The 23,623-nt window shown below is 69.5% G+C and carries 24 protein-coding genes and 2 pseudogenes; 13 read left to right on the top strand and 13 right to left on the bottom strand.

Annotation, left to right across the window (positions count from 1 at the left end):
• Positions 1-13 precede the first annotated feature (13 nt).
• Positions 14-247 (bottom strand): hypothetical protein, encoded by a 234-nt coding sequence (locus EJC51_RS02200; RefSeq protein ID WP_126269434.1) that lies wholly within the window; start codon positions 245-247, stop codon positions 14-16.
• A 102-nt stretch (positions 248-349) separates the two neighbouring features.
• Here EJC51_RS02200 and EJC51_RS02195 point away from each other — a divergent pair, with 102 nt between their 5' ends.
• Positions 350-910 carry a hypothetical protein gene (locus EJC51_RS02195; RefSeq protein WP_126269433.1) on the top strand — a complete coding sequence of 187 codons (561 nt, stop codon included), beginning with the start codon at positions 350-352 and terminating at the stop codon, positions 908-910.
• 48 nt (positions 911-958) lie between these two features.
• Here EJC51_RS02195 and EJC51_RS02190 read toward each other — a convergent pair whose 3' ends face one another.
• Both EJC51_RS02190 and EJC51_RS02185 read right to left on the bottom strand, forming a co-directional pair.
• Complete coding sequence (locus EJC51_RS02190; RefSeq protein WP_126269432.1) at positions 959-3,241, bottom strand: FdhF/YdeP family oxidoreductase; 2,283 nt, start codon at positions 3,239-3,241, stop codon at positions 959-961.
• A 38-nt stretch (positions 3,242-3,279) separates the two neighbouring features.
• Positions 3,280-3,897 carry an SRPBCC family protein gene (locus tag EJC51_RS02185; protein ID WP_126269431.1) on the bottom strand — a complete coding sequence of 206 codons (618 nt, stop codon included), beginning with the start codon at positions 3,895-3,897 and terminating at the stop codon, positions 3,280-3,282.
• A 160-nt stretch (positions 3,898-4,057) separates the two neighbouring features.
• Between EJC51_RS02185 and EJC51_RS02180 the strand changes: the two are divergent.
• Positions 4,058-4,216, top strand: a pseudogene (locus EJC51_RS02180) (integrase core domain-containing protein); the annotation flags it as partial.
• On the opposite strand, the gene EJC51_RS02175 reads toward EJC51_RS02180, so the two are convergent.
• Together EJC51_RS02175 and EJC51_RS02170 are read right to left on the bottom strand one after the other, a co-directional pair.
• Positions 4,213-4,851, bottom strand: a complete 639-nt coding sequence (locus tag EJC51_RS02175) for a hypothetical protein (RefSeq protein WP_126269430.1) — start codon at positions 4,849-4,851, stop codon at positions 4,213-4,215. The pseudogene EJC51_RS02180 and the gene EJC51_RS02175 overlap by 4 nt on opposite strands.
• A 446-nt stretch (positions 4,852-5,297) precedes the next feature.
• Complete coding sequence (locus tag EJC51_RS02170; protein WP_126269429.1) at positions 5,298-6,164, bottom strand: AraC family transcriptional regulator; 867 nt, start codon at positions 6,162-6,164, stop codon at positions 5,298-5,300.
• Between the two features lie 211 nt (positions 6,165-6,375).
• Between EJC51_RS02170 and EJC51_RS02165 the strand changes: the two genes are divergently transcribed.
• On the top strand, positions 6,376-6,633 hold the full coding sequence (locus EJC51_RS02165; protein WP_126269428.1) for a hypothetical protein: 258 nt from the start codon (positions 6,376-6,378) through the stop codon (positions 6,631-6,633).
• 20 nt (positions 6,634-6,653) lie between these two features.
• Here the strand turns inward: EJC51_RS02165 and EJC51_RS02160 are convergent, their stop codons facing one another.
• Positions 6,654-8,654, bottom strand: a complete 2,001-nt coding sequence (locus tag EJC51_RS02160; RefSeq protein WP_126269427.1) for a CASTOR/POLLUX-related putative ion channel — start codon at positions 8,652-8,654, stop codon at positions 6,654-6,656.
• Positions 8,655-8,947: 293 nt separating this feature from the next.
• Positions 8,948-9,265: a hypothetical protein gene (locus EJC51_RS47600; RefSeq protein ID WP_166682808.1), complete on the bottom strand. Its 318-nt coding sequence runs from the start codon at positions 9,263-9,265 to the stop codon at positions 8,948-8,950.
• A gap of 96 nt (positions 9,266-9,361) precedes the next feature.
• Between EJC51_RS47600 and xynC the strand changes: the two genes are divergently transcribed.
• From xynC to EJC51_RS02145, 3 genes are all read left to right on the top strand, one after another.
• Complete coding sequence (xynC, locus tag EJC51_RS02155) at positions 9,362-10,669, top strand: glucuronoarabinoxylan endo-1,4-beta-xylanase XynC (protein WP_126269426.1); 1,308 nt, start codon at positions 9,362-9,364, stop codon at positions 10,667-10,669.
• 126 nt (positions 10,670-10,795) lie between these two features.
• A complete protein-coding gene (locus tag EJC51_RS02150) occupies positions 10,796-11,152 on the top strand; it encodes a hypothetical protein (RefSeq protein ID WP_126269425.1) in 357 nt (118 codons plus the stop codon).
• A gap of 157 nt (positions 11,153-11,309) precedes the next feature.
• Positions 11,310-11,639, top strand: coding sequence for a hypothetical protein (locus EJC51_RS02145; protein WP_126269424.1), 330 nt, complete (start codon positions 11,310-11,312; stop codon positions 11,637-11,639).
• Here EJC51_RS02145 and EJC51_RS02140 read toward each other — a convergent pair whose 3' ends face one another.
• The 4 genes from EJC51_RS02140 to EJC51_RS02120 all read right to left on the bottom strand — a co-directional run bounded on the left by EJC51_RS02140 (position 11,640) and on the right by EJC51_RS02120 (position 14,999).
• Positions 11,640-11,948 (bottom strand): putative quinol monooxygenase, encoded by a 309-nt coding sequence (locus EJC51_RS02140; RefSeq protein WP_165951306.1) that lies wholly within the window; start codon positions 11,946-11,948, stop codon positions 11,640-11,642.
• 385 nt (positions 11,949-12,333) lie between these two features.
• Entirely contained in the window at positions 12,334-13,329 is a 996-nt protein-coding gene (locus EJC51_RS02135; protein ID WP_126269422.1) for an NADPH:quinone reductase, read from the bottom strand.
• 20 nt (positions 13,330-13,349) lie between these two features.
• Complete coding sequence (locus EJC51_RS02130) at positions 13,350-13,928, bottom strand: PadR family transcriptional regulator (RefSeq protein WP_126269421.1); 579 nt, start codon at positions 13,926-13,928, stop codon at positions 13,350-13,352.
• Positions 13,929-14,285: 357 nt separating this feature from the next.
• Positions 14,286-14,999 (bottom strand): TetR/AcrR family transcriptional regulator, encoded by a 714-nt coding sequence (locus EJC51_RS02120; RefSeq protein WP_126269420.1) that lies wholly within the window; start codon positions 14,997-14,999, stop codon positions 14,286-14,288.
• A 129-nt stretch (positions 15,000-15,128) separates the two neighbouring features.
• On the opposite strand from EJC51_RS02120, the gene EJC51_RS02115 reads away from it, so the two are divergent.
• Together EJC51_RS02115 and EJC51_RS02110 are read left to right on the top strand one after the other, a co-directional pair.
• A complete protein-coding gene (locus tag EJC51_RS02115) occupies positions 15,129-15,803 on the top strand; it encodes an SDR family NAD(P)-dependent oxidoreductase (RefSeq protein ID WP_126269419.1) in 675 nt (224 codons plus the stop codon).
• Between the two features lie 209 nt (positions 15,804-16,012).
• Complete coding sequence (locus EJC51_RS02110; protein WP_126269418.1) at positions 16,013-16,780, top strand: SDR family NAD(P)-dependent oxidoreductase; 768 nt, start codon at positions 16,013-16,015, stop codon at positions 16,778-16,780.
• Here the strand turns inward: EJC51_RS02110 and EJC51_RS02105 are convergent.
• Both EJC51_RS02105 and EJC51_RS02100 read right to left on the bottom strand, forming a co-directional pair.
• Positions 16,734-16,994: a hypothetical protein gene (locus tag EJC51_RS02105; protein ID WP_399584778.1), complete on the bottom strand. Its 261-nt coding sequence runs from the start codon at positions 16,992-16,994 to the stop codon at positions 16,734-16,736. The two genes, EJC51_RS02110 and EJC51_RS02105, sit on opposite strands and share 47 nt — an antisense overlap.
• A 231-nt stretch (positions 16,995-17,225) precedes the next feature.
• Complete coding sequence (locus tag EJC51_RS02100; protein WP_126269417.1) at positions 17,226-17,849, bottom strand: TetR/AcrR family transcriptional regulator; 624 nt, start codon at positions 17,847-17,849, stop codon at positions 17,226-17,228.
• 203 nt (positions 17,850-18,052) lie between these two features.
• Between EJC51_RS02100 and EJC51_RS02095 the strand changes: the two genes are divergently transcribed.
• The 5 genes and pseudogenes from EJC51_RS02095 to EJC51_RS02075 all read left to right on the top strand — a co-directional run bounded on the left by EJC51_RS02095 (position 18,053) and on the right by EJC51_RS02075 (position 23,423).
• Complete coding sequence (locus EJC51_RS02095) at positions 18,053-18,868, top strand: oxidoreductase (protein WP_126269416.1); 816 nt, start codon at positions 18,053-18,055, stop codon at positions 18,866-18,868.
• Between the two features lie 113 nt (positions 18,869-18,981).
• A complete protein-coding gene (locus tag EJC51_RS02090; protein WP_126269415.1) occupies positions 18,982-20,622 on the top strand; it encodes an NAD(P)/FAD-dependent oxidoreductase in 1,641 nt (546 codons plus the stop codon).
• A complete protein-coding gene (locus EJC51_RS02085) occupies positions 20,619-22,097 on the top strand; it encodes an ATP-binding protein (RefSeq protein WP_126269414.1) in 1,479 nt (492 codons plus the stop codon). The genes EJC51_RS02090 and EJC51_RS02085 overlap by 4 nt, the downstream gene beginning before the upstream one ends.
• A pseudogene (locus EJC51_RS02080) lies at positions 22,094-22,443 on the top strand (UBP-type zinc finger domain-containing protein). The gene EJC51_RS02085 and the pseudogene EJC51_RS02080 overlap by 4 nt, the downstream one beginning before the upstream one ends.
• A gap of 101 nt (positions 22,444-22,544) precedes the next feature.
• Entirely contained in the window at positions 22,545-23,423 is an 879-nt protein-coding gene (locus EJC51_RS02075) for an alpha/beta fold hydrolase (RefSeq protein ID WP_126269413.1), read from the top strand.
• Positions 23,424-23,623 lie beyond the last annotated feature (200 nt).

Raw genomic sequence — 23,623 nt, 5'->3', positions numbered from 1 at the left:
CGGTGGGGGAGTGTCAGCGATCAGGCAGCGTCGCGGTCTCCGCGTCGGCCTCGTCCTCGACGACGGGCGCGGACGGGGTCGCGTCTTGGGCGGAACGGTCATCCGCGGAGCCATCGGTGCCCTGGACGCTGCTGTGCGACGAGCTGGAGCCGGTGCCGTCGCTGCCCTCGCAGGCCGCGAGGGTGAGCAGCGCTGCGGCAGCGAGCGCGGCCGCAACCGTACGTGTGCGCGTGTGGTCCCCCACCATGGTGCGTGATCTGAGAGAGCATCATGCGGCGCGCGGAGTCGGCAGGGAGGCACGGTGATGTTCCTGTGACACGAACGGGTGAGGTGAGGGCACACTGTCGCGGTGAAGATGACAGAAAGCTACGCCGCCACCGTCGCCGCGGTGGCACCGGTGATCCTGCTGGTGGCCGTGGTCGAGATCAACAACCGCCGTCAACGGGTGCGGGAGTTGTACGAATCCCTCACAGGCCCCATCACCCTGATCCGTGCGATGTTCCGCGAAGGCGGTGATCCTTCTGCGCAGCAGGTGGAAGACGTCGCACGGCAGGTGCGGGCGACGAATGTGGGGGCACGGGCAGGTCTGGCCATGGTGTTGTACGTCCTGTCCGCCGTCGCGATCATCTCGCTGTTGTTTCTCGCCGAGCTTGCGTCCCTGCTGTGGCTGACCGGGTCCCCGACGGAAACGGCTCCGGGAGTGGCCCTCTTCTGCGCAGTGGCATTGGGGGCCGGGTTCGCGTGGGTCGCGTACGCTCCGATGCTCGCCCTTGTCCTCCCGATATCGCGCAACCTCTTGTACGTCCTGGGCGGAGTTGCGGATTATCGGCGTTTTCTTCGCCTTCTGCGGCACTACCGTGCTCAGGGCGCTGCCAGTACCCAGGCGGCGCCCGGCGCTCCGGACGCGTGACACGGCACGCGGGCGGCATCCCCGCCAACCGGCGGCTGTGGAACCGGATCAGCTTTCGAGGCGCACGACGATGCCCTTGGAGGTGGGCTGGTTGCTGATGTCGGCGACGCTGTCCAGCGGCACCAGGACGTTCGTCTCGGGGTAGTAGGCGGCGGCCGATCCTGGGGCCGTCGGATAGGGGACCACTTCGAACTTCTCGGCGCGCCGCTCGGTGCCGTCCTCCCAGACGCTGACCAGGTCGACCTGGTCACCTGCGGCGAGACCGAGCTCGCGGAGGTCGGCGGGGTTGACGAGTACGACATGGCGGCTTCCGTGGATGCCGCGGTAGCGGTCGTTCTGCGTGTAGGGGACGGTGTTCCACTGGTCGTGCGAGCGCAGGGTCTGCAGCAGCAGATGGCCCGCGGGCGCGCGCGGCACCACCGGTTCGTTGCAGGTGAACAGGGCTTTGCCGACCGCGGTGCGGAACACGCCTTCGTTCACGGCGTTGGGCAGTTGGAAGCCGCCCGGGCGGGTGACGCGCGCGTTGAAGTCGTGGAACCCCGGGACGATGCGGGAGATGCGGTCGCGGATCGTGTCGTAGTCCCCTTCGAAGTCGTCCCAGGGGATGTCCGCCCGGCCGTCGAGTGTGCGCCGGGCCAGCCGGCACAGGATCGCGATCTCGCTGAGCAGGACAGGGGAGGCCGGTTCCAGGCGCCCTTGGGAGGTGTGCACCTGGCTCATGGAGTTCTCCACCGTGACGAACTGTTCGCCCGAGGCCTGCAGGTCACGTTCGGTACGGCCGAGGGTCGGCAGGATCAGTGCCGTGGCACCGCAGACGGTGTGCGACCGGTTCAGCTTGGTGGAGATGTGAGCGGTCAGCCGGCATGTACGCATTGCCTCCTCGGTGACCGCGCTGTCGGGGGCGGCCCGTACGAAGTTCCCGGCCAGCGCGAGGAACACCTTCACACGGCCCTCGCGCATCGCTTTGATCGAGTTCACCGAGTCCAGTCCGTGGGGACGCGGCGGGTCGAAGCCGAACTCCTTCTGGAGCGCGTCGAGGAAGGAGTCGGGCATCTGCTCCCAGATGCCCATGGTGCGGTCGCCCTGGACGTTGCTGTGTCCGCGCACCGGGCAGGCGCCGGTGCCGGCCCGCCCGAGGTTGCCGCGCAGCATCAGGAAGTTGACGATCTCCCGGATGGTGGGCACCCCGTGCTTGTGCTGGGTGATGCCCATCGCCCAGCAGACGATGACGCGTTCGCTGCGCAGGACCTCGTCGCGGACCTGCTCGATCTCCTGGCGGGTCAGTCCGGTCGCGGCGCGTACGTCGTCCCAGTCGACGGTGCGTGCGTGTCGGGCGAACTCCTCGAAGCCGGAGGTGTGGGCGTCGATGAAGTCGTGGTCCAGGACGGTTCCCGGCCGAGCGGCCTCGGCCTCCAGCAGCAGGCGGTTGAGGGCCTGGAACAGGGCCAGGTCCCCGCCGGGCTTGATGTGCAGGAAGCGGTCGGCGATCTGGGTGCCGCGGCCGACGACTCCCCGGGCCGTCTGCGGGTTCTTGAAGCGCCGCAGCCCCGCCTCCGGCAGCGGATTGACCGCGACGATCCGGCACCCGTTGCGCTTGGCCGTCTCCAGTGCGGTGAGCTGGCGGGGATGGTTGCTTCCGGGGTTCTGTCCGACCAGGAAGATCAGGTCCGCGTGGTGGAGGTCGTCCAGACCGACAGTGCCCTTGCCGGTGCCCAGCGTCTCATTGAGGGCGAATCCGCTGGACTCGTGGCACATGTTGCTGCAGTCGGGCAGGTTGTTGGTGCCGAAGGCGCGGGCGAAGAGCTGCAGGACGAAGGCGGCCTCGTTGCTGGCGCGCCCCGAGGTGTAGAAGACGGCCTCGTCGGGGGAGTCGAGCGTGGTGAGTTCCTCAGCGAGCACGCCCAGGGCATCGTCCCAGCTGATCGGCTCGTAGTGGTCGGAGTCGGGACGCTTGATCATCGGCTCGGTGAGCCGCCCCTGCTGGTTGAGCCACATGTCGGAGCGGCCGGCGAGATCGGAGACGCTGTGCTGCCGGAAGAAGTCGGCGGTGATACGGCGCCTGGTCGCCTCGTCGTTGATGTGTTTGGCACCGTTCTCGCAGTACTCGTTGCGATGACGGTGCCCGGGAGCCGGATCCGCCCAGGCACAACCGGGACAGTCGATGCCGCCGACCTGGTTCATGGCCAGCAGGTCCACGCCCGCCTTGCGCGGGGAGGTCTGTTCCAGGGAGTACTCCAGCGCGTGCACGACCGCCGGGACTCCGGCCGCCCACTTCTTCGGTGGCGTCACGGAAAGGGTGGTCTCCGTCTCCTCAGCGGGCGGGTTCTGCATGGGGTTCGCCTTTCTCTTGCCGGGTTCCGGTGCGCGGGTCAGCCGACGGGCCAGTGAGCCACGCGGCTACGGGGCGGTTCGGGGTGGTCGTGCTGCACCCGGCCGTTGCGGATGGTGCTCCGCCAGGCTCCGCCGGCTTGCCCCAGGCCCTCGATGAACCCCTTGAAGTTCCGCAGTTCGCGGTGCAGGAGCCGGGCGATCAGCCGCGTGGCGCGCGGTGAGCCGAGGAGCGCCTTCGTGGCCGCCCGTGGCCGCAGCAGTATCCGGACGGTGACGGCCGTGCCGCCCTCTTGCGTCGGCCGGAACTCCACTTCGCCCTGGTGCGAGGGGTGCTGCTCCAGACCGCGCCACGCCAGGTAGGCATCGGGATCCTGCTCGACGATCTCCACGGCGAAGCGGTGGCGCAGCGGGCCGTAGCCGAGGGTCCAGACGGTCACGGTCGGCCTGAGCTGTTCGACCCCGCGCACCACGGTCGCGAACCGGGGGAACGTCCTGAACTGCGTCCACTGGTCGTACGCCGTACGCACCGGCACGCTGACCTCGACCGTCTCCTCGACGTGCCGCTCTCGCAGCGGCCGACGCCGTGTGTCACCGTCGCCGGGAGTTGTTCGTGCAGGGTCCGGGGCAGCCTGTTGCAGGTCGTGTTCGCGCGCCATCGTCGCCTCTCCTGCGCCGCGAGGGCCGGGCCGCTCACCTCCGGCGCCTCTCGTGTGTCATGGGCTCCTCTCCCAGTTCCCCGATCGCGGTGTCCGAGTCGCCCCGGCGCGGAGAGGTTCCGGCAGGTGGCGCACAGGCCCGCTGACAGCAGCTTCTGAGGACGGGTGGGCCTACCTGCGGCCCTACACCACCAACCAAGAACGGACCCAAGCCCTGGCAGACTTCCTGCACACCTACAACCACCACCGCTGCCACACCGCACTCGGCGGTCACCCACCGATCAGCCGTGTCAACAACGCTTCAGGTCAATACAGCTAGAGCGAGGCATCCAGCCCCGCAGGTCGCAGTGCCCTGGTCATCGCCGGTAGGTCCGGGGGGCCTCCCTCCGGTGAGGAGACGTGTTCTCCGAGCAGTTCCGGTGTCAGCCGACGGGCCTCGGCGTGCTCCATGAGGAGTGCGCGGGCGGGCCTGCCGTAGCCGACGTACTCGTCCAGCAGCCTGTGGGCCTCGTCGCGCTCCACGAACCGGCTCATCCCGCAGTCCAGACCGTCGTCCTTGAGGCCCTCGGGGTAGGGGGCGCGGGCCCAGGCGCCGTTGTCGTACCAGTAGACGCAGCCCAGCTCGTTGCCCGCGAGGCGGTCGCGCAGCTCTTCGTGGGGAAGCCAGTCAGGGCCGCCCGCCAGCATGTCGACCGGCGGCTCGTGCCACTTGCATGCGCTGGATTCGTCCTCGCCGTAGAGCACGTACCGGCCACCGCCCAAGCGGGAGAACGTCCACCAGGTGCAGCCGCTGTCGTCGAGGTGCAGTCCCTCGTCGTCGATCCACGTACCGGTCCGGTGGCGCGCACGCTCGGCCTCGCTGGTCGCCGCCACGACGGCCACGAGCGCCCATCGCGCCCACAGCACCTCGGGGTCCGGAAGGTCCTCCGGCAGGCCCGGCCTCTGGATGGTCATCTGCTCTCCCCTTCGTCGATCATGAGCGACCGTACCGTCCGGCACGGACAGGCCGGCGGGCCCGGGGCACGTACCGTGCGCCTGAACCGGGCACCTCCAGGGGCCGGTGCCGGCCGGTGGACATCAGCCGGTGTGCCGTGTCGGGGGGGCACCGGACTGGGCCCCGTTCCGGTGAACGCGCGGTGACAGGCCGCGGTGCAACGGCAGGGGCAGTGGCCCCGGCCCTGGGAGCCGCTCAGTTGGTCGCGGTAGCGGGGGTCGCTGGGTCGCCGTACCGGTCCGCCTGCTTGCGCACTCGTCCGCATCGGGGGGGCGGACGAACGCCCTGGGGCCGCCGGGCGACGGCGATGCGGAACGCGCCGTGGGGCCGTTCCTGGCTTCCTGACGGAGAGACCGCACGGCCGACCGGAAGGCCGGCTCTCGCCCGCCCCCGGCCGGGCCCTGTGTCAGCCGAGTTCCGGTTCCACCGGGAGCCACAGTTCGGCGTCGGCCTCGCCTGTCCGGGGCGACAGGCGGGTGCGCAGGATCTCGGGTCCGGTGCGACTGCGGTACGGGTTCGACGGGAACCACTCGGTGAAGACGTCCCGCCACAGCTCCTGAATGGCCTGCGGCGCCGGCCCCGAGGTGGCGAAGACCGCCCAGGTGCCGGCCGGCACGGTCAAGGCGGTGGTGCCCTCAGGGGCAGCCGCGGAGGTGATCACCGCGTGGTAGTAGTCGAGCTCGGTGCCCTCGGCGCGGCTGGGGTCAAGATCGTCGCAGACCGCGACGATCCCTTCCGGCTCCTGGTCCGACAACCGCTGCAGACGCTCCACAATCTGCGGGTCGATGCCGCGTACGAAGTCGATGATCGCCTGGTTCGGCCCCGCATGTACCAGCGGTACACGCTTCTTGAGCCCCACGACGCTGAAGTCCGCCTTGTCCACAACGCGATATCGCATGCTGCTACTTCCTTCGACGACGAGACGGAAGGCCATCCGGGGCTGGGAGCTGAGCGCTGCGCCCGTACGTCGGGCCTCGTTCGGGCCGACGCCGTGCATGGCCCGGAACGCCCGAGCGAACGCTTCGCCGGAGCCGTAGCCGTAGCGCACCGCGATCTCCAGCAGCGTTGTCCGACTCGCGAGCACATCGGCTCCCGCGAGGGTCAGCCGACGGCGCCGGATGTATTCCGACAGCGGCATGCCCGCGAGTGCCGAGAACATCCGACGCAGGTGGTACTCCGAGGTGGCCGCGACGCGGGCGAGTTCGGCCACCTCGATGTCCTGGTCGAGACGGCACTCGATGTGTTCCATCGCCTGGTTGAGTCGCTCCAGCACGCCCGTCTTCCTTCCTCTTGACGACCACCACGCTAGGCAGGGCTCACCCTGCCCGACCCGACATCCTGTGCCCGATCAAGTCGGGTGCGCACGAACGCACCGTCGGCATCGGACTGCGAGCAGGGGCGCGACGAGCAACCTGGCGGACCACCATGAGGGTCTCCCTCCGTGAGCGCCGCGAAGAGGCGGCTGACTGCCGGAAGGTGTCCGTGTGAGAAGTGAACCCGATCTTCATCTGATGGTGCCCGACCGCTTCGACGATTCCGACGCCGATTCCCAAGTGCACCCCGTGGCACGGAAGATGTTCTTCGGCTCGCGGATGGCCGATCCCTTCGCCGAAGCCGCCGAATGGATCAGGGCGCACGATGTCCGTGTCCTCGACACGGCTTGGGAGAACGCCCCCGCCGGGGAGGAGTTCTCCTGTGTGCTGAGCGTGTACTTCGTTTTCGAGGACGACGAAGGGGACTGAGCGGCGGAACCGTCGACCGGTCATGCACGCGGAACCTCCGCCGCGGAGTCGCCGTCGCGCCGAGGAAGAGGAAAAGAGGGCGGCTCGGCCTCGTCGGCAGAGGGGATGTCGTGTCCCGCGGTCAGCACCAGAAGTTCGTCCTCGCACCTCCAGACGCGCCGTTCGGACTGGCGGGGGCACAGACGGATCCGGTGTGCCACGGGGTCGGCGCGGGGATCGCGGGCGCGGTATCCGATCGCGGCCTCGCCCCGTGCGAGCGCCGCCGCCGCGACGGTGGCGAAGGATGCCTCCGCATCGGGGCGTACGTAGGCGTGGGCGGGGCGCAGGGCCAGCGCTCCGCCGCGAACGGTGAAGATCTCCTCGAACACGGCCGCGAGAGCGGGGTTGTGGGAGATCTGGGTCATGACCAGGGCGGTCAGTTCACCGCGGACGACGACCGCCGACGTGGCGCCGAGGGGTGCCAGCAGCCGGCTGCGGTGATCGTGCAGTTCGGCGACTGCACGGACGCATCGTCCTGTCTCCTCTTCGTGTGCCTTGAGCATCAGCAGGGTCAGCAGGGTCCTGTCGTCGGGCTGCCCGGGGGCGGCAGGGTTCTCGTCCCGCAGGACGATGACGCTGTCGTAGCGGGAAGGGTCCAGGGCGCGCAGGGTGGCGAAGCGAGTGGGGTCGCCGCTACGGTGACTGACGCGGAGGAGGTCGGAGCCGTCGGAGTGTGACAGATGAGCGGCGGCCCCGGGTGGATCCGTCTCCGGATCGGTGACGACATCGAGGACGGAGCCCGGCCGTGCGGTGCGGCGCAGGAGGTCCACGATGAACGGCGCCCTGCGGTTCCAGCCCAGCATCAGCGTGTGGGTCGGTCCGTCGGCCCCTTCGTGTTCGGCTGTCGGCACCCGCTCGTCGATGTGGCCGGGGCAGTCGGTGGCGGCCGCCGGATGGTCGTCGTGGGCGACTACGACCAACCGGTCACCGGCACGGAGCAGGGTGTCCGGCCGCGGCGTGAGGTGCGCGGTGCCGTCGGCCCGCAGAATTCCGATCACACACGCGTCCTCGAAGGACGGTGCCAGTTCCGCGTACGACCGCCCCACCGGCCCGGCGACGTCGAGGGTGTGGAACTCGGCTCCGGCGAAGTCGAGCAGGTCGCGCAGGGCGGCCGGGAGCCCTGGCTGACGAGCCGACTGCACGAGCAGCCGTGCCGTCGTGCGGTCCGCTTCCAGGACGGTGTTCCGCAGGCCCGCCGCGAGTCGCGCGGCGCGCAGGTGATGGTCGTGCCGCACGGTCGCCACCAGTGGTGGCCCGGGCCGGGCGCCGATCACGACGCGCAGCGCCAGAAGAGTGCGGATCACCCGCGAGTCGGCGTCGGCGTCGTCGCAGGGGAGCAGCAGTACCGACCGTGCCGTGCCGGGAGCGACCAGTGCGAGTGCCTCGGGGTCGGTCGGGGAGCCGGTACGGCACACGAGCCGGGCGGGGGATGTGATGCCGAGCGCCTTCGTGAGCTCGGTGTGCATGTCGGCCGCGTCACGGTCGGCGAGGACGGTGACCACGTGTCGGCCTCGTCCGGAGCGGGCCGCGAACAACTCGGCCACCACCGTGAAGATGTGCTCGGACCAGCCGAGCACGACCGTATGACCCTGTTCCAGAACAGTGGAGCGGCCCCGGCGCAGCTCTGTGAGCCGGTCGCCCAGACCGGTGGTGATGACACCCACGACAGTGGACACACACAACAGGGCGATGAGGCCGAGTAACGCGGCCAACAGCATCCTGAGGGGAGAGCCCGTCACCCCGCTCAGCCGCAACGTCTCGGCACTGATGCGCCATACGGCGGTGATACGCCCCGGCACGGAGCGCGGCGCCCGCGGGTCCGTCCACACCAGAAGCGCGCTGACCGGCACGACCAGCGTCAGACAGCCCAGGGCCAGCCAGCCGAGCAGCGCTGCCGTGCTGCGTGCCAGCGTTCTGTCGAAGAGGTATCGCGCCCGATCACGTAAGAGGGGCGTCTCCTGACGCCGTCCCGCATCCGCCACCTGTTCTCCTCACTCGGCGTTCGGAATCGCAGAGTGCAGACTTCGGCACCGGCGACACGCCGCCCCCACCGGGACATTCATCCTTTCGAGCTCAGGGGCGGGCCCACGCTCTGCCGTACCGAGCACCGAGCACCGGGTCCTGTCCCGGTCGAGGCGTCGCACTGGAACCCGGTGGCCGAGACGGCAAGCGGACATCGGGGCGCGGCGCGGAAGGTGCCGGGAAATTGACCGCCATGACGTACGACGGCTCCTGACGTCGATCCCACCAAGCCCAGCACCGCCCGCGTCTACGACTACCTCACCATCACCGTCGAGGGCCTGCCCAGGACGGCCGGGCCTCGCTGCCCGCGATGGGCAACATCGACCTGCGCGAGTACGTCTCCGGTCAGCCCTACGACGGCAAGCCCGACCATTCGGGAGGCGGAGGGAAACCTCAGTGGGGCGACTGTGCCGCGTGGGTTGACCGTGATGACCGGCGTCGCTAACTTCGTGGGGTCTGCCACTTGGACAACGTTCATGATATCGAACGGCGTTGGCGCCCGGTCGGTCGCTGCACGGTCCTGCGTGATGATCGACACCACGTACCACTGAAACAGCCCGAGTGCGCTCACCCATAAGCGTGGGAGCGCTCCCATCTTGCGCGGCCTGTTCGGCCGGGCGCAGCCGAGAAGGTGCCGGAGCGCGCGCCGCAGTCACGAGGAGGAGACATGGCGCAGAGTCGGAATGAGCCCGTCGAAGGGCGAAGGTCAGCGAGCCGGAGGGCCATCGTGGCGTCGATGGGCGCCCTGCCCCTCGTCGCCGCCACGGCGTCGTTCGCGAGGGCCTCTGAGGCCGGGTCCGCGACGGCCGCCGCCGCAGCGGTCATCGACCCGTCGTCGACGCGGCAGACGATCCGGGGCTTCGGCGGTATGGCTCATGCCGCGTGGATCGGCGACCTCACCGCGGCTCAGCGGGACATGGCATTCGGGACCGGTGACGGGCAGTTGGGATTCACCCTGTTACGGATCCCGGTGCCCGAGGACCGGGCGGCCTGGAGCCCCGATCTGGCGACGGCGAAGCGCGCGGTGCAACTCGGGGCCTCCGTCATCGCGTCCCCTTGGAACCCGCCCGCCTCCATGGTGGAGACCTTCGTCCGCGGCACCCAGACCGACGCACGTCGTCTCAGGTACAGCATGTACGGCGCCTACGCCCAGCACCTGAACGACTTCAACACCTACCTCCGCAACAACGGGGTGAATCTGTACGGCATTTCGGTGCAGAACGAGCCCGATTACGCCCATGACTGGACGTGGTGGACCCCGGCCGAAATGGTCCGGTTCCTGAGGGAGAACGCCGGCTCGATCGGCACCAGGGTCATCGCGCCGGAGTCCTTCCAGTACCTGAAGAACATGTCGGACCCGATCCTCAACGACCCGGTGGCGCTCGCCAACGTCGACGTGATCGGAGCCCACCTGTACGGCACGTCGTACGGCAACTTCCCCTACCCCCTCTTCAAGCAGAAGGGTGCGGGCAAAGAGCTGTGGATGACGGAGGTGTACTACCCCAACAGCTCGGATTCGGCGGATCTTTGGCCGCAGGCTCTCGATGTGGGGGAGCACATCCACCGGGCCATGGTGGACGCCGAGTTCCAGGCCTACATCTGGTGGTACATCCGGCGCAGCTATGGCCCCATGCGCGAGGACGGCAGGATGAGCAAGCGTGGCGCCGCCATGGCGCACTTCGCCCGGTTCGTGCGGCCGGGGTACGTGCGGATCGGCGCGACGGCGAATCCCGTTGCGAACGTCTACGTCTCCGCGTATCGGGGCGGCGGCTCCACGGTCGTCGTCGCGGTGAACAAGGGGACGGCCGCGGTCAGCCAGCAGTTCACCATGGCGAACGGCGCCGGTTCCAGCGTGGCTTCCTGGCTGACGGATGCGAGCCGGAATGTGGCCTCCCAGGGCATGGTCGGCATGTCGAACGGGTCCTTCACCGGCACTCTGCCCGCGCAGAGCGTGACGACCTTCGTGATCCGCTGAACCTGGGCCCCCGCGCATGGCGGTCCGCCGCCACCAACTCGTCGAAGGACGGGTCGATGTGCGCCTGGACCAGGCGAAGCAGCCTGAGCCGCAGGGCGGCAGAGCATCCTGCAGACCGCGGCCGGCATGTTCGACGAGATGCCGGTCGCGGCGGTGAGTCTCAACGCACTCAGCTGCCGGGTCGGGCTGTCCGAGTCCGTCATGTCGCTCTACTTCGAGTCACGCGAGGCTGCGCTGGGCCTCATCACCGAGGCGGCCGCCCGCCACCGGGCCGAGACCGCCGAGACGTGCGCCGAGTGGGCCAACCCGTCGGCACCGGCTCCGGTGAGGGCACGCCATATCGCGGCGCGGCAGGCCGCCACATTCGCCGCTCACCCGATGCTGTGCGAATTGCTGAACGTGCAACACGCGATCCTGGAGCACGACATCTCCGTCGACGTCGCGATCAGCTACAGGAGATCCTCGCGTGACGGCATCCGCTGACTCGGGGAGCAGCTGCGCGACCTGCTCTCCGAACTCGACGACGAACGGGCGCTCCGCGCCGCGCACATGGTCATCATCCTCGTCGGCGCCCTGTGGACCCGCAGCCGTCCCGGCCCTCGCTGCTCGCCGCCACCCCAGACGGGCGGGAGCGGCGGCGGTGAGAGAACTCCTCGACGAGATCGAGGCCCGGCAGCGGCTGGTGTGTGAGACGGCCGAACGGCTGCGCGAGCAGATTGCCGACCTCACCGGGCAACTCACCGCCGCCGAGCAGACTTTGGAACGGCTGGAGATCACCCGCGAGTCCGTACTGGAACTGGCTACCGAGGCAGGCATGCCACCGGCGGAGCTGCTGCTGCCCGGCTACCGCTTGGGCGGGCCCGGACGAACTCGGGCCCGCCCAAGTACGGTTACGGCAGCATCACCCGTCCGTGCGGCTTCGAGCCCCCTTCGGAAGACTCGAACTCACGGCCCTTGTGTACCCGTGTAGTCAGCGCAGTGCGGCCTTGTCGCCCGTGCCGTAGCCGAGCGGGGTGATGACGCGGATCTCGGGCTCGGCGGTGAGCAGTTCTCCCACCCGGCTCATCGCTTCGGTGAGAAAGGGGGCCTGGCTGTGTTCGTCGATGGCCTGCTGTGAGGCCCACTTTTCGACGAGCACCATGGTGAGCGGATCGGCGGCGTCCTCGTGTGCGGCGTATGTGAGGCAGCCCGCGTCCTCGTGGGTTTGCGAGACCACCGACGCGATGACCTTCCGGGCCTCGTCCGCCCGCTCGGCGCGCAGACGCAGGGTACTGATCACGATCATAGATTCCACCGCTGGTCCTCCTCGCTGTGCGCACCGGAAGATCCGGCGCGCAGTCACTGAAGCACGCAGGCGGCTGCGGGCGGAACCCGCGTTATCGCAGGGTGGAAGATGCCAACCGGCTTGGCGCGGGCCATGGACCTTGTCCCCGAAGAGTGGACGCCTGTTCGTGACGTTATGCGGTAAATGTCAGGCTGGCTGACTGCTGTTCGTAGGCGATCGGTGCCTGCTGTCGTTCGCCGAGTGCGTTGTCCGCGCTCGTCGACCGCGCCATGACACGGTGACGGCGTCGACCCAGGCCAGGCAGCGCCGCAGGCCGGTGTCCGGGGCGAACGCGACGAACGTGCCGTCGGTGGTGGCAGGGCAGTGTTCCGGGTCTGCGCTAGTAGGGGAGGGTGACCAGGGTGCGGCCGTGGCCACCGCCGGTGTCGACGTGGTCGTGGGCCTTGGCGATGTCGTCCAGCGGGTATCGGTCGCCGGCGGCGACGGTGAGGGCGCCGACGGCGGCGGCGGAAGTGAGGTCGCGGGCGGCCTGGCGCTTGGCCTCGGCGGGGAAGTCGTCGCTGCCGAGCAGCCGCAGGGTGACGTTGTTGAACAGCAGTGGCCAGAAGGGGATTTCGGTGCGGTCTGAGCGGGTGGCGTAGGCGGCGATGACGGCCCCTTGGGCGGCGACGGCGTTGTCGAGGTCGGCGTTGTCGGACAGCGCGACTTCGATGATCCTGTCGACGCCCCGCGGTGCGTACGAGCGGATGGCGGCGGTGGGGTCGCCGGTGTCCAGGGCGACGGCGTGGGAGACGACCGCCGGGTCGACATGGTCGAGGTCCGCGGTGCGGCGGACGGTGGCGATCACGGTGGCGCCGGCCCAGTGGGCGAGCTGGGCGGCCAGGGAGCCGACGCCGCCGAGGACTCCGTGGACCAGGACCAGTTGGCCGTCGACCGGGCCGTCGGCGAAGACGGTGCGGTGGGCGGTGATGCCGGGGATGCCGAGGCTCGCGCCCAGCTCGTCACTGAGGTGGTCGGGCAGGGGTACGGCTTGGTGGCCGGGTACGACGGTGTACTGGGCGGCGGTGCCGAAGGGGCGGTAGGACTGGGCGCCGTACACCCAGACCCGTTGTCCGACGCGGCGGGCGTCGACTTGGCCGCCCACGGCGTCGATGATTCCGGCGGCGTCGCTGTGCGGGATCACTCGCGGATAGGGCATGGACGAGCCGAGCCAGCCGCGCCGTTTCTTGGTGTCGCCGGGGTTGACGCCCGAGACGGTGACGCGGACGCGCACCTCGCCGGGGCCGGGGCCGGGGCCGGGGACGGGATCAGGGAGTTCACCGACGTGCAGGACCTCGGCCGCGGGGCCCTGGGCGTCGTACCAGGATGCAAGCATGAGGGTGCCTCCGTGGACAGTCAGCTCGCGGGAGCGGCGGGCGTATGCGGATCGCTGTCGGTGGATCCGGTGTCGAACACGGGCGGTTGTTCCCCGAGGGCCTCGCGCAGCCAGGTCCGTTCGGCGCGACTGGTGGCGCGGGCGGTGAGCAGCATGCCCCGCCGGTAGGGGTCGGCGACCTCCTCGGCACGCAGGGGCCGCTCGTTGTCGTAGAAGAAGCTCGCCGGTTCTTCCAGGAACTCCAGGCGTCGGCGCAGCACCGCGTGCCGTTCGGCCGGGTCGGGCAGGTGGGAGAGGAAGGCCAGGACGACGTAGAACCGGGTGAAGTCGGTGATCTCGTGGTCGGCGGGCGTACGCAGGCGCTGAAGCATGTCGGCGCGCCCGGCCGCGGTCAGGCTGAGCGTGTACCGGGCCGCCCCCGCGGCCGGGTCGGCACGCCGCTCGATCAAGCCCGCCTTGGTCAGGCGAGTGATCGCCGGATAGAGGCTGCCGTCGCTGACCGGCCGCGTGTAACCGGTCAGTTGTGAGACGCGGCGGCGCAGCTCGTGTCCAGGCAGGGGTCCCTCGGCGAGGAAGCCGAGTATCGCGAGTTCCAGCATGAGTCCATCTTCGCACGCGACCATCGAATCGATGTGAACATCGATTCGATGGTCGCGTGCGAAGATATCCGCCCGAACGTCTCTGGAGAGGCACAGCACGATGCCATCGCAGTCCACCGAGTCAGTGATGAACCGTTTCGTCGAGTTCATCAACACGGGCGACGAGGATCTCGCCCGCGAGGTCATTTCTCCGGACGCGGTGTCCCACACGCCAAGCCATCCGGAACCGCTGCGGGGGCCCGATGGGTACCTAGCCGTACGGCGCGGCGGCGGAGGGCAGAGGCCCGCCCCGACCGCGGTGAGGCTACCGTGGAACGCGGGCTCACCGTGGTCGCCCTGTCCCAACGGTCGCTGGATCTAGCGTCGCTTTCCGGTCTCGGGGGTGGTGACGTCGTGGCTTGCGCGGCGCATGGCCTCGTACAGTGCCGCGTCTTCCGGCGGGTCGGGCAGCGGGCCGCGGGCTGGTGCCTGGAAGGACTGGATCATCCACGCGACGAGGCGGCGCCAGGCGTCGGGGGCGGCGTCGGCGGTGGCGCTGAGGACTCCGGCGTTGGCCATCAGCAGCAGCACGAGGTCGCGGCTGGTGAAGTCCTCGCGCAGCTGCCCGCTGTCCTTGGCGCGGCCGATGAGTTCCAGGAAGCCCTCGTACGCCCGGGCGTGGTGCTTCTCCAGCTCCGGGACGCCTGGGAAGTTCATGGTCAGGATGTCGGCGAAGCCACGGTCGGCGGCCTGCATCGCGCAGACCGTCTCGATGTAGCCGGTGAAGCCGTGCCACGGGTCTGGGTCGGCCAGGGCCGCGTCGGTGGCCTGCGCATACGCCTTCATGCGGTCGGCGAAGACCGCGGCGAGCAGGTCCTCCTTTCGGGGGAAGTGGCGGAAGAGGGTGGCGATGCCGACGCCGGTCTCCCGCGCGACCGAGGCCATCGACGCGTTAAGCCCGTCGCGCCCGAAGACCGTGCGTGCGGCGGCGATGATCCGCCCCCGGTTGCGTTCCGCGTCGCTGCGCTTGGCATGACCTGCGGAAACGGCCGCGTCGGCGCCGGCTTCGGGGTGCGGGTCTCGGGGGCTCATGACGATCAGACTAGCAAACCGGAATGCCTTATCCGATTCTCGTGTTACGGTGGGCAGTGAAACGGATAGGGCTTTCCGGAAGCGAAACGGATAGGCCTATCCATCTCCTCTTCAGTGAAAGGCTCTCTCATGCCCACCATCGCCATCGTCGGTGCCGGCCCTCAGCTCGGTCTCGCCATCGCCCGCACCTACGGCACTCACGGCTACGACGTCGCACTGATCGCCCGCGACCGGAGCAAGCTCGAAGACCTTGCCGGCGAGCTGGCCGGCGAGGGCATCACCGCCGCCGCGTTCCCCGCCGACGTCCTTGACCGCCCCGCTCTCACCCAGGCGCTCAAGGACGTGGCCGCGCACTTCGGTGGCATCGACGTCCTGGAGTACTCCCCGGTCGGCGGCCTCCAGACCGCCATGACCACCCCGGGCGCCACCGAGCCGGCCGACGTGCAGCACGAGATGGAGTTCCAGCTCTACGGAGCGATCGCCGCCACCCGCGCGGTGCTGCCCGCCATGCGCGAGGCCGGCGCGGGCACCCTGCTGTTCACCACCGGCGCCGGCTCCGTCGACCCCGTACCGCAGATCGCCAACGTCAACGCCGCCGCCGCGGCCCTGCGGAACTGGGTCATCAACCTGCACAAGGAACTCGACGGCACTGGCGTCCAGGCGGCGCACGTCGCCATCAACGTGTCCATCGGCACGCCGGCGGTCCCCGGATTCCCGACCGCCCAGCCCGAGGAGATCTCCCCGGTCTACTGGGACCTGCACACCACCAAGCGCGACCAGGCGGAACTCGTCTTCAGCCTCTGACACCCGCCCCCGGCTACCTGGCCTCCACGCCGCGCGTATCACCCTCAACAGCTGGTTCGGCAGGGGCGGCCGAAGGCATCCCCTCGGCCGCCCCCGAGCAGGTCGCGCCCTTGTACGGGGGCACGTACGACCCGCGCGACCAGGCCGAAGCCGTCTTCCACGGCTGCCCCCAGCACCAAATCTCCCTTGAACACAGCAAGGACACCAGCATGCCCAGCACGCTCAATGGCAAGACCGCCCTCGTCACCGGATCCAGCCGCGGCATCGGCCGGGCCACCGCCCTCGGCCTCGCCCGCGAGGGGGCCCTGGTCGCCCTGCACTACGGCCGCGACAGGCATGCCGCCCAGGAGACCGTCGGCCTCATCGAGAAGGACGGCGGACAGGCCTTTGCCGTCGGCGTGGAACTGGGCACGCCCGGCGCCGTCGATCAGCTGTTTGACCAGCTCAAGGCCGAACTACGCGAGCGCACCGGTGAGACCGCCCTGGACATCCTGGTGAACAACGCCGCCGCGACGACACCCGGCGATGCACCGGGAGAGGTGTCCGCCGAGCAATTCGACAAGATCTTCGCGGTCAACGCCAAGGCCCCGTTTCTCCTCGTCCAGCGGGCCCTCGGGCTGATCCCGAACGGCGGACGCATCGTCAACATCTCCTCCGCGGTCACGCCCATGGCCATGCCGCCGCAGGTCGTCCAGGCGATGTCCAAGGGCGCGCTCGACCAGCTCACGCTGCACTTCGCGCGGCACCTCGCCTCTCGGTGGATCACGGTCAACAGCGTGCTCCCCGGTGCCACGGACAACGGCGGCGCGGCCTTCCAGGTGCCCGAGGTCCGCGGGCCGATGTCGCAGCTGTCAGCTTTCAAGCGCCTGGGCAAGCCGGAGGATGTCGCCGAGGTGGTGGTCTTCCTCGCCTCCGACCGGGCGCGGTGGATCACCGGAGCCTCCCTCGACGCTGCCGGCGGCAGCCGCCTCGGCTAGCCGCTCGCTCCGCCCCGTTCCCCTCCCGCAGGCACGGGCCGGGCGCGTATCTCCGTGCGTTGGTGACCAGCTCGCTGACGACCACCTGCACTGTGCCCAGCGCCCGCTTCGACACCGGCAGCCCGTGCACCGCCTGCACGGTGGTGAAGAAGTCGCGGGCCATGGCACCGGCCTCGATGATCTCCGCGCTGCCCTCGAACGCGGCACCGGTCATGATCAGACGGTCGGCAAACGGGTCCCCGCCCTCGGTGGGCAGCAGCACCCATAGAGCCGCCTCACGTCCGAAGCATCGAGCAGTGCCCACCCCGCACTGTCCGCGGAACACCACAGCACGCGGCGGCAGACGCGGTCACGGCAGCGCGTAAACCCGCGGGCCGTGCCTCCGCGGTGCCGAAGTGGGCCGACCGCATCAGACGCCTGTGCAACGACGTCGGCCGCGCCCTTCTCAGGTCTGGCGCGGGCGAGGCAGCAAGGCGAACGCGCTCTCCGCTATCGACGTCAGGCGGTCGGGGCCGTGGCCGTACGCGCCCAGGACATCGCTCCCGCGGATGACGGTCAGCAGAAGGTACGCGAGGTCGTCGGGATCCGCGTCGGGGTCGATGTCGCCGTTGCGCTGCGCTGCTCGCACGCAGTCGGCCACCGCCGCCCGGACCACGGAGAAGCACTCGTTGGCCAGGCGTTTCACCTCGGCGTCGGAGGCGCCGATCTCCAGGGCCATCTTGGCGGCGAAGCAGGCCGTCCCCGCCCGGTCAGAGGCAGGGGGTACGTCGGCGGCGAGTGGCACGCCGTGGACGGCGCGGAGCAAGTACTGGTGCAGTCGTTCCAGGGCGCCCTCGTCCGGTCCGTCGAGCATCTTGCGCGGGCCCTGCGCCAGCCGGGCGAAGTAGCCGGCCATGGCCTCCAGCAGCACGCCGTGCTTGCCGTCGAACGCGGCATACAGGCTGCCGCGGCCCAGGCCGGTGGCGGCGCTGATGTCGTCGACGCTCGTGCCGTTGTAGCCCGAGGTGCGGAACTGCCGCTCGGCGGCGTGCAGGACGTGGTCGCGGTCAAAGCTTCGTGGTCTGGCCATCCAAAGACCGTAAAGCCGACTCGGCCTTCTTGACAAGTCAGTACAGAACTGCCTAGGTTTCGGACTATTCAGTAAACAACCATCCTGAGCTCGCCGGACAGGCTTGGTTCGGGCTTGCAGGACCGGTGCGGACGGTGTCGGCTCAGCGCGGGCGACCCTGCACAGCGCACGACAGAGTCATGCCCACATCCGAAGGAACGACCATGCAGACAACTCCACGAGTGGCCCTCGTGACGGGCGCCTCCTCCGGGATCGGGCGGGCGGCGGCGCTCGCCCTCGTGGGTGCCGGCTTCGCAGTGGTCGGCACGAGCCGTAACGCGGCGAAAGCCGAGCCGCTCGCCGGGGTGACGTTCCTCGATCTCGACGTGGCAAGCGACGAGTCGGTCCGCGTCCTGGTCGGAGAGGTGATCGATCGGTTCGGCCGGATCGACGTCCTGGTCAACAACGCGGGCTTGGGCGCGGTCGGCGCCGGCGAGGAGAGTTCGATCAGCCAGGCCATCGAGGTCTTCGACATCAACGTCTTCGGCCTGATGCGGATGACAAACGCAGTGTTGCCCCTCATGCGCGCTCAGGGGAGTGGCCGCGTGGTCAACGTCTCCTCGGTACTGGGTCTGATCCCAGCTCCCTTCATGGCCGTCTACGCGGCCACCAAGCATGCGGTCGAGGGCTACTCCGAGTCCGTCGACCACGAGCTTCGCGAGCACGGCGTCCGGATGCTTCTGGCCGAGCCGGCCTACACGAGCACGAGTTTCGAGGCGAGCAGCATGGCACCCGACTCGCCCCTGCCGGTCTACGCCGCACAGCGGGAGGTCTCCCGAGACGTGCTGGCCACGGCCGTGCGCAACGCCGACGCCCCGGGCGTTGTCGCGAAGGTGATCGTCGCGGCCGCCACCGATTCCAGGCCCAAGCTCCGGTATCCCGCCGGCTCGATGGCCAGACGCGTCAGCGTCCTGCGCCGGGTCGTGCCCTCGCGCGCCTTCGACAGACAGATCCGCAAGCTCAACCGACTGGCCGGCTGACCCCGCAGTACGGGGCGGCGCCCGAGGAGACGCACATGTCCGAACCAGAGACACCGAAGCAAGTATCAGCATCCCTCGTCCGACCGCCCTTGGACGCTGCGCGGACCGTCATCATGACTGTGGACGACGATCCCGGGGTGTCCCGGGCCGTCGCCCGTGACCTGCGGCGGCGCTACGGCGCGTCGTACCGGATCGTGCGCGCGGAGTCCGGGGAGTCCGCGCTGGAGGCGCTGCGGGAGCTGAAGCTGCGCGGTGATCTGGTGGCGGTGATCCTGGCCGACTACCGGATGCCCCAGATGAACGGCATCGAGTTCCTCGAACAGGCCCTGGACCTCTATCCGGGCGCCCGGCGCGTGCTGCTGACGGCGTACGCGGACTCGAACGCGGCGATCGACGCGATCAACGTGGTCGATCTGGACCACTATCTGCTCAAGCCGTGGGACCCGCCGGAGGAGAAGCTCTACCCGGTGCTCGACGACCTGCTGGAGGCGTGGCGGTGCAGTGACTTCCGGCCGATGCCGAGCACCAAGGTCGTCGGTCACCGGTGGTCGGCCCGCTCGTCGGACGTCCGGGAGTTCCTGGCCCGCAACCAGGTGCCGTACCGCTGGTACTCGGCGGACGAGCCCGAGGGGCAGCGGTTGCTGGCCGCGGCGGGCGAGGACGGGCAGCGGCTGCCGGTGGTGATCACGGCGGACGGTACGGCACTCGTCGAGCCGGAGGTGCCCGAACTGGCCGCCCAGGTGGGCCTCGCGACCACGCCCACGGCCGAGTTCTACGACCTGGTCGTCATCGGCGGCGGGCCGGCCGGGCTGGGCGCGGCCGTGTACGGGGCCTCGGAGGGGCTGCGGACGGTGCTCGTGGAGCGGTCGGCGACCGGCGGGCAGGCCGGGCAGAGTTCACGGATCGAGAACTATCTCGGCTTCCCGGACGGCGTGTCCGGCGCCCAGCTCACCGACCGGGCGCGACGCCAGGCCACGAAGTTCGGCGCCGAGATCCTCACCGCCCGTGAGGTGACCGGTCTGGAGAGCAGCGGGGCGGCGCGGCTCGTACGGTTCGCGGACGGGTCGCAGATCGCGGCGCACAGCGTGATCCTGGCGACCGGCGTGTCCTACCGGAAGCTGGAGGCGCCGGGTGCCGACGAACTGTCGGGCCGCGGGGTGTTCTACGGGTCCGCGCTCACCGAGGCCGCCGCCTGCCAGGGCCACGACGTGTACATCGTGGGCGGCGCCAACTCGGCCGGGCAGGCGGCGATGTACCTGTCCAGGGGCGCCAAGTCGGTCACCCTGCTGGTGCGCGGAGCGGACCTCACGGCGTCGATGTCGCACTACCTGATCCAGCAGATCGCCGAGTCGCCGAACATCTCGGTGCGGGCCCGCACGGTCGTCGAGGCCGCGCACGGCGACAACCACCTGGAACAGCTGACCCTGCGCGACGTCGACACCGGGGAGACCGAACTCGTCGACGCGCAGTGGCTGTTCGTGTTCATCGGCGCGGCGCCGCTGACCGACTGGCTGGAGGGCACGGTGTTGCGGGACGAGCGCGGGTTCATCCTCGCCGGGCCCGACCTGACCGCCGACGGGCGGCCACCGGCGGGCTGGGAGCTGGACCGGCCGCCGTACCACCTGGAGACCAACATCCCCGGCGTGTTCGTCGCCGGGGACGCGCGCGCGGAGTCCGCCAAGCGGGTCGCGTCCGCCGTCGGAGAGGGAGCCATGGCCGTGATGCTCGTACACCGGTATCTGGAGCAGTCGTGAGCGGGCGGCTGATGCCGTGCAGCGCGGCGGAGATCAGCTCGCTGTTCCTGTTCGAGAAGCTGAGCTCCGAGCAGATCGACAGGCTGTGCAGCGAGGGACGGGTCGAACTGTTCGACCCCGGGCCGGTGTTCACCGAAGGCGACCCGGCGGACTGCTTCTACGTGATGATCGAGGGCACGGTCATCATGTCGCGCCGCGTGGGCAGCGACGACATCGAGGTGAGCCGCACCTCCCAGCCAGGGGTGTACGCGGGGGCCGTGCGGGCGTACGTCGGGGACGGGAAACCGCAGCGGTACATGAACTCGCTGCGGGTGTCGGAGCCGACGCGGTTCTTCGTCCTGCCCGCCGAATCGTTCGCGAACGTCATGCACGAGTGGTTTCCGATGGCGGTCCATCTACTGGAGGGACTCTTCCTCGGTTCGCAGACCTTTCAGCGGGCCGTCGGGCAGCGCGAACGGCTGCTGGCGCTGGGCTCGTTGTCCGCGGGTCTCACCCATGAGCTCAACAACCCGGCCGCGGCCGCCGTACGGGCCACCTCGTCGCTCAGGGACCGGGCAGCGCACATGCGCAACAAACTCAGCGCCATCGCCTCGGGCCCCTACCACGGCGACGCCCTGAAGGCCCTGCTGGACCTCCAGGAGCGCACGGCCGAGCGGGTCTCCAAGGCGCCGCCACTGAGCCCGCTCGAAGCCTCCGACCGGGAGGACGAACTCGCCGACTGGCTCGACGACCACGGCGTCCAGAACGGCTGGCAAATCGCGCCGACCTTCGTGCAAGGCGGTCTCGACGTCGACTGGCTGGAGCAGATCGCGACAGCCGTCGACGAGCAGGAAATCCTGCAGGGCGCCATCGAGTGCCTCAACTACACCGTCGAGACCGAGCTGTTGATGTCCGAGATCGAGGACTCCACCACCCGTATCTCGCACCTCGTCGACGCCGCCAAGCAGTACTCGCAGCTGGACCGCGCCCCCTACCAGGTCGCCGATGTCCACGAACTCCTCGACAGCACGCTGCTCATGCTGTCGGGCAAGATCGGTCCCCAGGTCAAGGTCGTGAAGGAGTACGACCGTTCGGTGCCGAGGATTCCGGCCTACCCGGCCGAACTGAACCAGGTGTGGACCAACCTGATCGACAACGCCGTCTTCGCCATCAAGAGCGCGGGCGGCGAAGGGACGTTGACCGTACGCACCGCTCGGGTGCATGACCGGCTGCTGGTGGAGTTCCGCGACACAGGCCCGGGAGTGCCGGCCGAGATCCGCGGCCGGATCTTCGACCCGTTCTTCACCACCAAACCGGTGGGCGAGGGCACCGGGCTGGGACTCGACATCTCCTGGCGGATCGTCGTCAACAAGCACCACGGAGACCTGAAAGTCGAGTCGGTACCCGGCGACACCCGCTTCCAGGTGCTGCTCCCCCTCACCGCCACCGACCCCGACCCCGACGCCGTCCCCGACCCGGCCCGGGAGCCGTCATGACGAAGGACAGGGGAATCGATCCCGGTGTCCCGCCAGCGGTGCCGGATGCGTCGAGTGTGACGCCGACGGCGGCTGGTGGTTCCATCTGCGGCGCTGCGCCCAATGCGGCCACATCGGCTGCTGCGACGACTCACCCGGCAAGCACGCCACCGGCCACTTCCGGGACACCGGCCATCCGGTGATGCGCAGTTACGAGCCGGGTGAGACCTGGTTCTGGGACTTCGAGACGTCCGAGCTGTACGACTCCGGTCCGGCCCTGGCTCCTCCGGACGCCCACCCTGCCGACCAGCCCGCGCCGGGACCGGCGGGGCGCGTGCCGGCGAACTGGGCGGACACGCTGCGCTGAGCCTCGCCGACCACGGACCAGACCCTGATCAACTTCCCAGACCAGCGAAATAAGGAGAATGCCCGCATTGCGGCATTCTCCTTATTTGAAAGGGCAGAACCATGGAACGCAACGAATCTCCCGACGCGACGTACGCGAGAACCTGGAGCAACGGCCGCGGCGAGGTGCGGTTCTTCACCCGGGCCGACGGCTCGCGGCTGCGCTACTACACAGGGGGCACCGGCCCCGCCCTCGTTCTGATGCACACCGTGCGCGGTCAGCTCGACTACTTCCAGCGGGTGATCCCGCAGCTGTGGGACCACTACACCGTCTACGCGCTGGATCTGCCCGGGATGGGATGGTCCGACATCGTCCCTGGCGCACAGTACGAGGAGCCGCAGCTGCGGGCCGCGGTCGTCGAGTTCGTCCGCGGACTGGACCTTCACGACACCACCCTGTCGGGCGAATCCCTCGGGGGCGCCCTGTCCCTGTCGGCATCGATCGACCTGAAGGACCGGGTCAGCCGGGTCGTGGCGTTCAACAGCTACGACTACCCCCAGGGCGGGGAACGGGGGAACTGGATCGCCCGCGTAATCATCTCCAGCGTGCGAATGCCCGTGCTGGGCCCGCTGTTCGCCCCCCTCGAGCCGCGGCCAGTCTTTCGGGCCATCCTGCAGGGCGGTTACGTCGACAAGACCCGGCTGCCCGAGGACTTCATCACCGAGCTGCTGAGGAGCGGTCGCCGCAAGGGCTACGACAAGGTGTCCCGAGGGATCTTCCGCAGCCTCAAGGGATTCGACCGGGCCCGCGAGCGTTATCCGCGCGTGTCGGCACCCGTCACCCTCGTCTACAGCGAGAACGACTGGTCCAAGCCCGCCGAGCGGGACCGCGTGGCCAACGCGCTGACGGACGTCCACCGCATCACCGTGCCCCGCACCGGCCACTTCTCCGCGCTGGAGCGCCCCGACGAAATGGCGCGGATCCTCCTCGACGCGGCCTGACGCAAAACGATCGGCACCTCCCCGCCCCTCCCCGTCCAGACATTCAAGCTGCCCGACGAAGAACGTCGTGACCGCCTTCAGGATCGCCGCATCCTCTCTCAGCCGACGGTTCTGCGACCGCAGCCGACGGATCTCCTTGTTCTCCTCGATCGTGCCCCGGACGCCTCGCCGCGGTCGGTCTCGGCCTGCGCGACCCAGCG

The sequence above is a fragment of the Streptomyces aquilus genome (assembly GCF_003955715.1).
GTDB classification, from domain to species: domain Bacteria; phylum Actinomycetota; class Actinomycetes; order Streptomycetales; family Streptomycetaceae; genus Streptomyces; species Streptomyces aquilus.
Note: the sequence above shows the minus strand (reverse complement) of the source record. Positions and strands in the feature narration are given on the sequence as shown.

What these genes read in the sequence shown, in the direction of transcription:
- EJC51_RS02175 (WP_126269430.1), bottom strand. Translation starts at nt 4,851, where the DNA reads ATGACCATCCAGAGGCCGGGCCTGCCGGAGGACCTTCCGGACCCCGAG.
- EJC51_RS02095 (WP_126269416.1), top strand. Translation starts at nt 18,053, where the DNA reads ATGCAGACAACTCCACGAGTGGCCCTCGTGACGGGCGCCTCCTCCGGG.
- EJC51_RS02185 (WP_126269431.1), bottom strand. Translation starts at nt 3,897, where the DNA reads ATGGCGCGCGAACACGACCTGCAACAGGCTGCCCCGGACCCTGCACGA.
- EJC51_RS02190 (WP_126269432.1), bottom strand. Translation starts at nt 3,241, where the DNA reads ATGCAGAACCCGCCCGCTGAGGAGACGGAGACCACCCTTTCCGTGACG.
- EJC51_RS02130 (WP_126269421.1), bottom strand. Translation starts at nt 13,928, where the DNA reads ATGCTGGAACTCGCGATACTCGGCTTCCTCGCCGAGGGACCCCTGCCT.
- EJC51_RS02135 (WP_126269422.1), bottom strand. Translation starts at nt 13,329, where the DNA reads ATGCTTGCATCCTGGTACGACGCCCAGGGCCCCGCGGCCGAGGTCCTG.
- EJC51_RS02115 (WP_126269419.1), top strand. Translation starts at nt 15,129, where the DNA reads ATGCCCACCATCGCCATCGTCGGTGCCGGCCCTCAGCTCGGTCTCGCC.
- EJC51_RS02200 (WP_126269434.1), bottom strand. Translation starts at nt 247, where the DNA reads ATGGTGGGGGACCACACGCGCACACGTACGGTTGCGGCCGCGCTCGCT.
- EJC51_RS02110 (WP_126269418.1), top strand. Translation starts at nt 16,013, where the DNA reads ATGCCCAGCACGCTCAATGGCAAGACCGCCCTCGTCACCGGATCCAGC.
- EJC51_RS02150 (WP_126269425.1), top strand. Translation starts at nt 10,796, where the DNA reads ATGTTCGACGAGATGCCGGTCGCGGCGGTGAGTCTCAACGCACTCAGC.
- EJC51_RS02100 (WP_126269417.1), bottom strand. Translation starts at nt 17,849, where the DNA reads ATGGCCAGACCACGAAGCTTTGACCGCGACCACGTCCTGCACGCCGCC.
- EJC51_RS02090 (WP_126269415.1), top strand. Translation starts at nt 18,982, where the DNA reads ATGACTGTGGACGACGATCCCGGGGTGTCCCGGGCCGTCGCCCGTGAC.
- EJC51_RS02105 (WP_399584778.1), bottom strand. Translation starts at nt 16,994, where the DNA reads ATGACCGGTGCCGCGTTCGAGGGCAGCGCGGAGATCATCGAGGCCGGT.
- EJC51_RS02075 (WP_126269413.1), top strand. Translation starts at nt 22,545, where the DNA reads ATGGAACGCAACGAATCTCCCGACGCGACGTACGCGAGAACCTGGAGC.
- xynC (WP_126269426.1), top strand. Translation starts at nt 9,362, where the DNA reads ATGGCGCAGAGTCGGAATGAGCCCGTCGAAGGGCGAAGGTCAGCGAGC.
- EJC51_RS02120 (WP_126269420.1), bottom strand. Translation starts at nt 14,999, where the DNA reads ATGAGCCCCCGAGACCCGCACCCCGAAGCCGGCGCCGACGCGGCCGTT.